At 41.5% G+C, this 12,762-nt stretch carries 10 protein-coding genes and 1 riboswitch; of the genes, 1 reads left to right on the plus strand and 9 read right to left on the minus strand.

Annotated elements, in window-relative coordinates; genetic code table 11:
* Nucleotides 1-140 precede the first annotated feature (140 nt).
* Complete coding sequence (locus HXT43_RS04410; RefSeq protein WP_004105306.1) at nt 141-1,736, plus strand: MDR family MFS transporter; 1,596 nt, start codon at nt 141-143, stop codon at nt 1,734-1,736.
* Nucleotides 1,737-1,792: 56 nt separating this feature from the next.
* Here the strand turns inward: HXT43_RS04410 and HXT43_RS04415 are convergent, their stop codons facing one another.
* From HXT43_RS04415 to HXT43_RS04455, 9 genes are all read right to left on the minus strand, one after another.
* Nucleotides 1,793-2,503, minus strand: a complete 711-nt coding sequence (locus HXT43_RS04415; RefSeq protein WP_004574033.1) for an HNH endonuclease family protein — start codon at nt 2,501-2,503, stop codon at nt 1,793-1,795.
* Nucleotides 2,504-2,554: 51 nt separating this feature from the next.
* On the minus strand, nt 2,555-5,101 hold the full coding sequence (locus tag HXT43_RS04420) for an ABC transporter (RefSeq protein ID WP_415688593.1): 2,547 nt from the start codon (nt 5,099-5,101) through the stop codon (nt 2,555-2,557).
* 270 nt (nt 5,102-5,371) lie between these two features.
* Nucleotides 5,372-6,475, minus strand: coding sequence for a LacI family DNA-binding transcriptional regulator (locus HXT43_RS04425; protein WP_004105321.1), 1,104 nt, complete (start codon nt 6,473-6,475; stop codon nt 5,372-5,374).
* A gap of 12 nt (nt 6,476-6,487) precedes the next feature.
* Nucleotides 6,488-7,231, minus strand: coding sequence for a ribonuclease HII (locus tag HXT43_RS04430; RefSeq protein ID WP_410297447.1), 744 nt, complete (start codon nt 7,229-7,231; stop codon nt 6,488-6,490).
* 65 nt (nt 7,232-7,296) lie between these two features.
* Complete coding sequence (gene lepB, locus HXT43_RS04435) at nt 7,297-8,085, minus strand: signal peptidase I (RefSeq protein WP_004105326.1); 789 nt, start codon at nt 8,083-8,085, stop codon at nt 7,297-7,299.
* Between the two features lie 28 nt (nt 8,086-8,113).
* On the minus strand, nt 8,114-8,479 hold the full coding sequence (gene rplS, locus HXT43_RS04440; protein WP_004105329.1) for a 50S ribosomal protein L19: 366 nt from the start codon (nt 8,477-8,479) through the stop codon (nt 8,114-8,116).
* A gap of 256 nt (nt 8,480-8,735) precedes the next feature.
* Nucleotides 8,736-10,250, minus strand: a complete 1,515-nt coding sequence (locus HXT43_RS04445; protein WP_032835348.1) for a nitrate/sulfonate/bicarbonate ABC transporter ATP-binding protein — start codon at nt 10,248-10,250, stop codon at nt 8,736-8,738.
* A gap of 82 nt (nt 10,251-10,332) precedes the next feature.
* Nucleotides 10,333-12,081 (minus strand): ABC transporter permease, encoded by a 1,749-nt coding sequence (locus HXT43_RS04450; RefSeq protein ID WP_004105335.1) that lies wholly within the window; start codon nt 12,079-12,081, stop codon nt 10,333-10,335.
* A 236-nt stretch (nt 12,082-12,317) separates the two neighbouring features.
* Nucleotides 12,318-12,464, minus strand: coding sequence for a hypothetical protein (locus HXT43_RS04455; RefSeq protein WP_004574037.1), 147 nt, complete (start codon nt 12,462-12,464; stop codon nt 12,318-12,320).
* Nucleotides 12,465-12,568: 104 nt separating this feature from the next.
* Nucleotides 12,569-12,729, minus strand: a riboswitch (M-box (ykoK) riboswitch).
* Nucleotides 12,730-12,762 lie beyond the last annotated feature (33 nt).

Here is a 12,762-nt window from a genome sequence, read left to right on the forward strand (position 1 = left end):
GTTTTGCGCAAATTAAGTCTTACAATTTTTCGTTGTAATAGATAAGAGAATAGACTTAAGTCGATTGACTTTTGCCACCTATGCTTAAAAATATGCTTAAGAAAAACTACGTTTAAGAATAAAAAGGATGTTTTATTTTGATGCACTCAACATGGCTGTCTAATAAAAGCCAAAATCTCAGCCATGCGCTAACAGGCGAAGAAGCATACAATAACAATCGTCTTACACGTCCTGCTTTAATTTCTCTTGCTATTCTTACGTTTATTACATTTATTGGCAATTTCGCACAATTACAACTTACTGCAGCATTGCCAACAATAGTTCAAGAATTTGGCATAAGCGTCACAACTGGTCAGTGGCTTACTTCTATTTTCCAGCTGATTATGGCAATTATGGTTCCACTTACAGCATTTTTAACAAGACGCTTTTCTACTCGCCAAATTGTTATTACTTCCATGTCGCTTTTTACTTTTGGATCCGTACTTGCATGGCTTAGTAGCGACTTTATGATGGCACTTGTTGGCAGAACTCTTGAAGCTATTGGCACTGGCGTAATGTGGCCTGTTTTACAAATTACCGTATTCTCCGTCTACCCTGTTACTCGCAGAGGTGTGGCAATGGGAAGCGTCGGCATGGCTATGAGTATTGCTCCAGCAATCGGTCCTACTATTGGCGGTTTGCAAACTGATATTAATGGATGGCGTTCTATTTTCTGCTCTCTTACTATTATCGGAGCGATATCCGTCGTTTTAGCAGTATTTTTCTTGCATAATTTTGGAGAACATGATCTTAACGCGCATGCTGATTTCTTCTCGGTTGGTCTTTCGGTTATCGGCTTCGGCGGACTCATGTTTGGATTCACTAATATTGAAGGATGCGGAGTTTCCCACCCATTATCTTGGGCTCCTATGATTATTGGTGCTTTTGGAATTGCTTGGTTTGTTATAAGGCAGTTGCGAGCGCAAAAACGCGGTCACACTCCTCTTCTTGGTCTTAATGTGCTTAAAAACCGCTACTTTATGGTAGGTACTATTTGCGCTTGCCTTACATTTTTTGCTTTCAGCTCAATTATGGTGCTTATTCCGCTTTATATTCAGTCTGATCGTGGTTTTTCAGCAACTATGAGCGGCTTAATTCTGCTTCCTGGAGCATTCGGCATGGCTATTTCGCAGTATTTTGGCGGTCGTATGCTAGATCGCTTTGGAGTGCGCCCAGTTGCTATGGCAGGCTCTATTATTCTGTTTTTTGGCACTGTAATGATGAGTCTTATTGACATGGATACGTGGATTTGGTGGATTTCCATTTGGCAGTTTACTCGCCAAATTGGCATGGGATTCTTGCTTATGCCAATAACTACGTGGTCACTTAATTGTTTGCGTAAGGAAGAGCTTGGCGACGGTTCTGCTGTAACTAATACTATGCGTCAACTTTGGGGTGCTATTGGAGCACCTGTTTTAGTAGTTACAATGACAGTATTGACAACTCTTCACCATTCTGGCACAGGTCACGCTGCCGATGTTGCTGCTAGTATTTTTGGAGTTCAATGGACTTTGCGCATTAGTGCTATTATTACGGGAATTATGGCTCTTATCGTTATTTTTGGAGTCAAGGGCGAAGGCACAGGTTCTGCTCACAATCTTGCGCGTAGAGCTATTGACCGCATGCGCGTTTTGCATATTCCTCATTCAGCAGAGCATCACGACGTAATGCACGATCACACCCATAATCATTACTAAATGCTTATTAAACGCTTACTAAGTCGCCTTTAAGGATGCTAGACTGAGCAAAATCCTTACTTTGGCAATTTCTGTGCAGAACAGTTATGCAATACGCTTTCCATACTCTGCTTTTCTTCGCGAGTTACAGTTAAACCATATTTATATTTAACAGCTATTTGCCTAGCAACATATTCGCACCTAAAGGTTTTGTTTGAAGGAAGCCAGTAAGCTGCGGACGCGGAACCTTTTTCTTGATTAGCAGCTCCTTCAACCGCGAGCAGATTCATCATATCGTTGCCAAATTTTAATCGTTTTGCACGGTTCCATTTCCATGCTCCAGATTCCCACGCATTTTGTAATGCAACAACATGATCTATTTGAATTAAGGCACTAGTTTTTCGCCCACGCACGAAGTTGATATCTTTGCCAGTATACGGATCATGCAACAAGCCGAAACGCACTTGGCAAGATCCTGCGTACTTGTATTTCACATTTTGTAAATCACGCGCTAAAACATCTTCCCTAACGTCACATCCGTTACCGTCATCGTCAGTAGTACGATATCCAAATACTTGACGCTCGTACCCGTAACGATAAGGCTTAGATATACGCAATTTTTTCAATGCTTGCGCAGCTTCTCCGCTTGCTTCATATTCTCCTGTAATCTTCCCAACGTTACTGTTTATTTTAGGAAGCAACAAGCCAATAACAATCCCACATAAAACAGCAAACAGCAGCATCCAAAACAGCGCAAGAAACTGCCTCTTGTTACAACGATTACGCATGTCCAGTCCCCCAACCCAACTTATGCATATTCTATATTTTTTAAATTAAAGTTAGTTACTGCTCTTAACTCTCATAACAGACGGTATTCTTTGTAAAACAACATCTACAACTTGCTGAATCATAATTACAAGCAAAACCATTGCCATAACAGCATAAACAGTGCTCCATGCTGGAATATTAGCTGGAACTGGATGGATAGTGTGAGAAACCACTAGTGCTGCTACAGAAATGCTAATTAACGATATAGCAAGAACAAGTGCCGACATGCCTCCACTTTTACGAGCCAAACGCATTCTTTGTTGAGAAACTTTATGCATTGAAGTAACCATTCGATTAACGCAATGCTCACCTTGCCTAAATGCAAGTACTTCATCGATACCAAGTTCAATATCACTTACTTCATTCTCAACTTCATGTTGTTCAATGCGCACTTTATTTGCAATATGCTTGGAGCGTATAAGTAAGTATCGAGGAACAATAAACATAATAAACACGCACGAAGCAATAGCTACATAAGACAAATTCGCATCGAAATAGTACAAAACAACCATAAGAGGCACAACTGCAAATATCATTCCAACATTCATGCTGATATGAGCTTTATGCCAACGTTCGTGATGCATATCTACACCTGCAAATGTTGTAACAAGAGTTAATGCACGAACTGCCATACAAGCAACAGCAACAAGCACACACTGTTGCATTACAAAACCAAATATTGGACGTCCTGCAACAGCAAACATTGCTGAAACAATAGCAACAGGAATACATACTGCAGAAACAAGATTGAGAGCAGTACTAAACATTGATATAAAAGCAAAAATAGCACGTTTGAACTTTGAGATTGTTCTCACTTCATAAGTGTAAGCAATACTTGCAATAGAAGAAATATGCTTGTTTTTATTAGGATCTTGCTGAGCTTGCTCAACGTTTTGCGAGTTCTGAGATTCGTTTAATTGATTTAGTTGCGTAATATTTTTAGAACTATCATTAGCAACATGACGATACGATTCTACAGTTGCTATTTCATCAGTTGCGCTAATTCCAGCATCATTTGGCATTAAAACTATTACATTCGCATAACGCGCTATGCGACGCAATATTTTAACAATTTCTTCAGCTTCATGATTGCTAATATCACATTGGGAATAATCAAAAACGTACACTTTAGTGTGTCTTAAAATTGCTCTAGCAAGAATAACACGACGCTTTAAATCTTCAGAATTATAGGATGCTTCAGGATTATTAAAAAGTCTATCTATTGGCATATCTAGACCGTCGTAATCGGCATAAACAACGCCATCTATTCGCACAGCTCGCAATGCATCCCACATCGCAGTAGTCGTAGCTGTTGGAGCAGCCAAAAGTAAGTTTTCTCGCAATGTTGTGGAAAATAGATGACTTCGCTCGCTAACTATAGTAACAATATCTGCTAAAGCTGCAGAACTTGCATCATTCAACGACAAGTAAGATGCACTATCGTTTGCGTCAAATACTTCAGAAACTACAAATGGAGAAACATCATCTTCATGAATATCATAACGGTCGCTATAAGAAAGCAATATGTCAGCAGATTTGTTAAAACCTGTACCAGAAAGTATTTTCTCACGCATAACATGATGATATTTACTTGGAATAACTTGCAATTCACCAGATTTTGCAATTATCGATAAACGCTGGGCTTCATTAGTATTCGCATTATTTTCCGAAATATTGCATCGCATACGCAAAGCAATATTGGTTGAGCCATCAGGCAAAGATAATGTTGAACCATCGTCACTAAATGCTATTGGAGCAGGAGAATCAGTAACCATTTTTAACAATGCTTCAACATGATCCAAACCATGAACAGCATGCTTAACTACATGCATATTCTTACCAACAATTCTCAGTGGCTGGACGCTTAACATTAACAAAGGCATCGTTAACAGAGCTGCAGCAAGACCTACACCTTTAACGGAAGATAACCAAACAGTTGCAACAATTGCGAGTCCAGCAATAACATAGGCAAATAACGCACTTACACAACGCCACGATACTGGGCTTAGTGCCAACGAGAATATAAGAGAAGCGACATTAAACAATGCAGCTAATGCGCAAATCCCGGCTATAGCAGGGTTAACTGTAAATAGTGCTGCAGAAACGACTACAGGAACAGGAATAGCTGCAATAATTTGTGGAACTAAAGAAGCAACAAAACTTTGTATTGCAAAAATATCTTCATTTACGCGCAGAGAAGTAATGTCATGAGAATCTTCAATATCTACAGAACGTAGAGATAACATTGCGTGCAACATTTTAGGGCGCAAACGCATAGCTATTCGCGACTCAATTTCTGCACAAACAGTACACGACCAGTAAAAAACTGCATATTTCAGCAAAATAATAGCAGCTAAAGCAATAATGTAAGACGTAAATTCAACAGAACTCATTAAAGAAGTTCCAGTAGAACGAACAGGTCTTAATACTGGAGACAACATCCCAACGCAAACGTAGACAAAAGCTATGTTTACAAGATAAGAAATCGCAAGACACGCCGACCTTAAAATAACTAGATGCTTAATTCCTGGCACGAACGCAAAGCAGCGATTTATCATCTCCTGATCCTTTTCTTTATTCCATATTTATTCAAAAAACCACACACTCCCAACTGATGTTAAGATTACGCTTCACACACACCATCAACACGCCGGCATCCGCGTAATTATGCTGATTTTAAGCCATTTTGCCAGATATTAGCATTAAGAAAATAAAGTTGTTTCACAACTGTTTCACGCAATATTTAAATAATCAAAAAAAATAATTAAAAATACCATTCTTAATTCTATTCTCGATAATTTTTAATGCAATTTTTCACAATCGCAAAATTATCTCAATACGGCACCAATAGAAGAACGCAATTTTAAGCCAGCAGGTATTTGCCCAACTCCATGAGACATATCTGGGAATGCTGGCTCAGGCCCATGATTCATTAATCTCAAAGCTTCACGCACTGCCAACGACCCTAATTGCTGCATATCGAGACTCACAGTTGTAAGAGGTGGGAAAAAATCACTTATTGCCGGAATATCGCCGAAACCAACAACACTAATATCACTCGGAATTTTCAAACCGTGCTCATACAAGGAACGCACAACTCCTACTGCCTGCTCATCGCTTGAAGCAACAATAACAGTCGGCAATGCAATGCCATCTATGCCAAATTTCTCAATCATATGATTCATTCGCGCGTAGCTTTCAGAAGACTTCCACGAAGTACATTGCACAATATGCGAATGAATACCTTGAGCAGTTGAAAGTGAACGCCATGCAATGAGTCGCGTTGCAGCGCCTCTCCATTGCGAAGGACCTGCTATGTAAATGGCATTTCGATGTCCATAATGCGCAATAAGTGACACAATATCGTTCATTGCGCGAGATTGATTAATACCAATCATTGAATACTCAACGTTGCTATGAGAACGCAACATATTCATGCCTTCATGCGCGCTTATTGCACCATGAGTAGCAGTAACACATACGCACGGCTTAAGAATACGCGTACGACACAGTGACGTAAATATTGCATCTGTTGGAGCGTCAATTATTAATCCGTCGACATTTTGCTCTTCAAAACTCTCGCATAAATCTTGAATATCACTTTGTTCACATAATGTTTCGTTGACCATGCTAATAGAAAGAAAAAGACCGCGAGATTTTGCTTGCGCTTCTATAGGAGCAATAATGTTTCGAGATGTTCTATTTTCTGCACCAACGATAAGCCCTAAAGTACGCGATTTCTTAGTCGCTAATGCGCGTGCTGAATTACTCGGATAATACCCAAGCTGCTCAATAACTCGCAGAACTTTAATTCGCGTGCTAGCAGAAACATCAGGAGAATTATTAATAACGCGAGAAACAGTTTGATGACTTACACCAGCAGCGTGCGCAACATCGATCATTGACACGCGTTTTGCTTCATTTTTTGCCATATGCACCCTCGCTTATAAATGCCAAGACAGTCTATGCAAATCGCTAGGTCCTACTTTTTTAATGGCATTGCGATGAGCTAAAGAACCGTAACCCTTATTACTTGCCCAATCGTAGGCTTCATATTGCGGATTTTTAGCAAGAGATACCATAAGATTATCTCTAGTAACTTTTGCCAAAACTGCAGCTGCAGCTACGCTCGCACACTGCCTGTCTGCTTTTACTAAAGTATGAACTTTTACAGGCTCCGGAACGTAAGGAGCGTCAAAAGTATTTGCGACTTTGTCAATATAATCGCAAGGTCCATCCAATATTGCGGCAATACGAAAGTTTGAATTCGCACGCGTATTCGCACGCGTATTCGCATTTACGCTAAAACTTAGCTTTTTAATATCTTCTTCAACTTTAGAAATTGCTTTTAATGCAGCGACACCAAGCGCATAGCTAATACCCCACTCATCAATTTCTGTGTTAGTGCAAGACCCGACTGCCCAAGTTGTACACCATTTTTGCAACGGTTCATAAAGCTCTTCTCGACGCTTTTCGCTCAGCAATTTAGAATCAGCTAAGCCTTCAGGCATATAGTTTTCTTTTACTTGTTTAATTCCAATAACTACAGCTCCTACCATCACAGGACCTGCAAGAGAGCCTCTTCCTACTTCATCAAGACCAATAACCCAATCATAGCCTTCAGAAAGCAGATCTTGCTCATATTTAAATGATGGAACAAGCGGTATATTGGATGATTTATTTGGCATAATTGAAATCAGTTGATATAAGTCGCGCTAATATAATTTCGTTAATACTCATTGCGCTAATACTTTTATTTTGCAGGACGATCAGGCACATTGTTAAAATCATCATGATGTTCGTCTAAAAGACCAATTCGATCAAGCGGCCACGATCTAAACACAGCAACGCCCTCGATTTTGGAAATAGGAACTAAACCGTCATCGCCATCATTGCGATGGTATCGTGAATCTGCAGAATTAGAACGATTATCACCCAAAACAAACACGTGACCGGCTTTGACTTTTACTTTAAACGGAAAAGCACTCGGGTCAACACCAGGACGAATATAGGAAGATTCTCGTATTGGAACACCGTTCACAACAATAGGCTGCCCAGCGCCTTTACATTCAACAGTATCTCCAGGCAAACCAATAAGACGCTTAATTAAATCCTTGCCAACAGCACCGGAAGAATTTTCACCACTCAACCAATGTGCAGGATCCTCAAAAACAACAATATCTCCACGTTTTAATGGGAATAAGCGCGGAGTTAGCTTAGTCGTAATAACATAATCGCCAATATGAATAGTATCTAGCATAGAGCCAGAAGGAATTGTGTAAGCTCCAAATAGGAACACACGAATAAGTATCACTACTAATACTGGAATACCGAACCATGTTATAGCATCGCGCAAAGTTAGGCGGTCATTTTTAGCACGCTTAGAATGTGCAAAATGCTTACCTTTTCTATTTTTGCGCTTAAACATGCGAGAGCCGGAAGGTAAATCTCCTTCCGGCTCTGGTGGAACCGGTGAAGGATCTATACCATGACCCGCTACTGAAACGATATGAGTATCGCTAATTTGCGTGTCATCAGTCATAACAAATACCCTTCACATAAGTTCCATTTTACTTAGCAGAGTTATCGCGACGCTCGGCAATACGAGCAGCCTTACCACGCAAAGCGCGCAAGTAGTAAAGCTTAGCGCGACGAACGCGACCGCTACGAACCAGCTTAATCGAATCGATAGCTGGAGAATGAAGTGGGAAACGACGCTCAACACCAGTGCCGAAGCTCACCTTACGAACAACGAAAGTTTCACGCACGCCAGCACCCTTACGAGCAATCACAACGCCGGTGAAAGTCTGAATACGAGTGTTGTTGCCTTCCTGAATCTTAACATTGACATCAACGGTATCGCCAGGACGGAAAGCTGGAATTTCTTCAGCAGCCTTAAGATGCTTAGCATCAAATGCTTCTACAGCATTTACCATAATATTCCTCCATCGCCGCCGCATATCGACGCATAGTAAGCGTTAGCAACAAATGTGCTACGCAATTCTTTCCCCAAAAAGTTCGCTTTTTAGGGGGCTTCCGATCCGCGCAATCTTAAATAAGAAGCGACTAGACCTAAAAGATAAAAGAACTATGCGGCATCCCTTTATCGAAAGCATACAAATACCAAATTATGCTCAATAATGGACATTATTGAGCATAATTCCGCACTATTCCGCACTATTCCGCACTATTTCAGCGCACAACTCCATCGAGAGGAGCAGTTTCAACTGTACGAGTCAACTCGTCATCATCAGCGTCATAATCAAACAACTCGCCGTAACGACCCCAGCTAATTGCAATATCAAACTGCTGACGTGCCAAAGCATCCGTGTGCTTACTGCGCAACAAATCCAAAATCAGCTCGCCACGAAGCTTTCCGTTACGATTCCTACTCAAAGCTTGATCAATTGCGTGCACAAGAGGTGCATGTTCAATCGCAAGACGAGCAAAAACTTGCTTACTGTGCAAAATATCGGCATTATGCCACTCTTCACCCTCAGAAGTAATAGTAATATGACCGTTTTCTGCAGTAAGTAAATTAAGCATCGTACCCGCATCGACAAGTGGGAACAAATCATCAATCTCAAACGACAAATCAGCTGCCAAATCAGCCAAATCAATGCCATCTGGGTTTTCAGAAATCACGTCAAGCAAACCAGCCATACCACCTGGTGTAGCGTTTGGAAGCAAATGAACAGCCACAGGCTCTGCCTTTGCCTCACCTGCTTCAGCTTCATCCTCACTTTGCTTATCTTCATCTTCATCGTCATGGTGGCGCTGAATAAGCATATCTGCAATTGCTGCAGCTTCGTTATCTTCAGCATCTTCATTAGTTGCATTATTTGCTTGATTTTGAGAATCAGCATCTTCGGAAGCGTCTTGCTCTGCAGCGCTTTCTGGAGCAGAACCAGTCAAAATAGCATACAGATTATCAACCATCGCTTCAAATTCAGCACTGTGCTTATCTCGAGGACGAGGCAAATCAACATTCACATCAGCAATTAAGTGACCTGGATGAGATCCAAGAACCACAACGCGATCAGCCATTTGCACAGCTTCTTCAATATTGTGCGTCACAATAAGCACAGACTTAATATCTCGCTCCTCGCTAGACCACAGCTTAAGAACTTCCTGACGCAAGTTTTCTGCAGTAAGCACATCGAGAGCAGAGAATGGCTCGTCCATAAACAATGCATCCGGTCGTAGCACCAACGCGCGCGCAATACCAACTCGCTGACGCATACCGCCGGAAAGTTCCTTAGGATATGCTGTTTCAAAGCCGTCCAAACCGATTGCGTCAATTGCAGCTAAAGCAAGCTCAGTACGCTTTTCTTTACTAACGCCTCTAGCACGCAAACCAAGTTCCACATTGTCTTGTACTGTAAGCCACGGCATAAGAGCGAAGGTTTGAAATACGATTGCAACACCTGGGTTTGGACCTGTCAGCTCGCGTCCGCGATACGTTACTGTGCCTTCTGTTGGCTGCACAAGACCAGCCATTGTGCGTAGGAAAGTTGATTTTCCAGCACCAGAACGTCCTAATATTGCTACGATTTCACCTTCGCGAAGGGTGAAAGAAATATCGTGCAAAACGTGCTGAGTAGTGCCACTGTCAGAAGTGAAGCTTTGACTGATGTGCTTTGCGTCGATAATATCGCTTGTAATTGAGGATTGCACTTTTTTTGCATTGCTCTTTAAAGTATTCATAATTTTGCCAATCTTTTTCATAAAATCTTGTTATTTTAAGCGATTTATTAGTAAATTTTATTAGTAAATTTTATTAGTCGATTTAATTCAATACGTAACGTTTTTCGGAAATACGTTGCATTGGCGACCAGAATAATCGGTTGCTTAAAACAACAATCAAGCTCATAACAGTTACGCCAACTAAAGTGCGCGCAGAATCTCCTAAAGTGGTTGCATTAGTAATATATGCGCCCAAACCCTGAGTTTCCATGTGATTCTTTCCATATTCCACAATCTCAGACACAATCGAAGCATTCCATGCACCGCCTGCAGCTGTAATACCGCCAGTGCACCATGAACCGAAAATAGACGGCAAAATAAGCGTCTTCCATCGCAAAGTACGATCCAAGCGGAAGCTGCGCGTCATTTCACGCAAATCATCAGGGATAGCACTAGCACCTGCAATAACATTGAACAGAATGTACCATTGCGTACCAAGAGCCATCAAAATAATACTTCCCCAACCAAGATCAATATGCCAAGCCATAAACCAAGCCATAGCAAACGGGAAGATGAAGTTTGCTGGGAAGCTAGCAAGAATTTGCACTATAGGCTGCATAATACGCGAAATCTTAGGATTCATGCCGATTACAACACCAACAGGAACCCAAATAAGCGAGCTTATTAAAATCAACACAGCAACGCGTATAAAAGTGATGCCACCAAGCATGCCTGCAGTAATAAACTCATGCAAACCTGCAGTTGTATACACAAAGTAAAGCATATGGGCAGCGCCAGCAGCCACAATAATTAGCATAATAACGTTAAATACCCAATCACCAAGCTTATGCTGAGCAGCCTTGTGAGGCCACTTGGAGCCTGTGCGACCGAATGGACGCGTTACTTTTTCAAGCCACTCGCGAATTGGCAAAAACAGTTTACTAATAACTTCATCTGCATGAGAGTGACGAATAAGAGTCAAAATAGCACTGTGACGTTCATTATCAGATGCGCTTTGCGTAATGCGGAAACGCTCAGCCCAAGCTGTAAGCGGTTTCCACAAGAAGAAGTCAAGTGCCAAAACAACAATCACCATCGACACAATAGCCCACCAAATAAGACCAAGCTTATTTTCGGCAGCAGCTTGTGCCACAAAACTACCGATGCCAGGAAGAGCGTAAGTGTGATTATTTACGGAAATCATTTCCGAAGCTGTAAGGAAGAACCATCCGCCTCCAACAGACATCATGCAATTCCAAAGCAGAGGAATCATTGCGTTAGGCATGTCTAGCACCCAGAAACGTTGCCAATGCGTAAGTTGCAAACTACGAACTGCCTCATCCAGTTCCTTAGGCTCGCTTAGCAGCGAACGGTGGAACGAAAAAGTCATATTCCATGCTTGACTCGTAAAAATAGCAAAAATCGAAGCAGCTTCAACACCAAGCATCGATCCAGGGAAAATTACCAACCAAATAGTGACAGTTGCCGAAAGGAAGCCAAGAATTGGAACTGATTGCAAAATATCCAGAAGAGGAATAAGCACCTTGCCAAGCCTACGACTGCGAGCTGCAATAGATCCATAAACAATAGTAAAGATAAGAGATGCAACTAATGCGATCAGCATGCGAAATACTGAGCGCAAAGTGTAGTAAGGCAGATTGATTAAGTCCGTGGATACCTTAGATGGTATGCCACTTGGACCAATCGGTTGATTTATGCGCTGAATAAGGAAGGCAGTTACGCCAAAAACGGCAATAATGCCAACGCACACAATAATATCCGACCAGAAACGAGTGTTCTCGTCGACTTGCGCGCCTGCGCTTTCTTTGCGCGAAGTTGTAAATACGGTCATAATAAAGTCCTCGAATAGGCAATAAGTGGGTTCACTTTCGTGTATTTTTTATTTCTATTCATTTATTACGCAGATATCTATTGAGATTTCTATGCGAATTTCTATTTAGATTTTCGTAAATTCTTGCGTAGCCGTATCACCATTGATTACGTTACAGGCGCAAATAACTAGAACTCACGTTTTAACTCCACAAATTATATTTCGTAAATTATACTTCGTAAGTTGTATTTCGTAAGTTATATATTTCGCAAGTTTTGCAACCTAAATTCGGTGATTGCCGGCTTCATATATTCAGGAGGAACATCCGAACTACTACTGCCAATAGTGTCGGAGCCTTCATCAGTACGAGTACTAGAATTATGGCTTTTACTGTCATGTTTCACGGCAAATCACCTCCTTAAGTTAGTGCGCTGCCGGCGCAAATCTTCATCATTGAATCGGAGGTTTACAAGAGAACAGAGGAGCACCAAAACACACAAACGCATGTTAAGCGTGCCACGTCGTTCAAGCTTCAGCTTCGCAGGGCGGTGGCGTTGCATTAGTCGAAGCCTTGAATTCGACAACGACTGTTAACCAGCGTGCAGTGTCTCCACTGTGTTGCGGCAGCAACCCGTATCCCCGTGGTAGCCTTACCTACCGACCGTGCTCATTATAAATTATTGTTGCAGCTGTGTCAACATG

Origin of the sequence: Gardnerella sp. DNF01195, from assembly GCF_049244175.1 — a bacterium.
GTDB classification, from domain to species: domain Bacteria; phylum Actinomycetota; class Actinomycetes; order Actinomycetales; family Bifidobacteriaceae; genus Bifidobacterium; species Bifidobacterium leopoldii.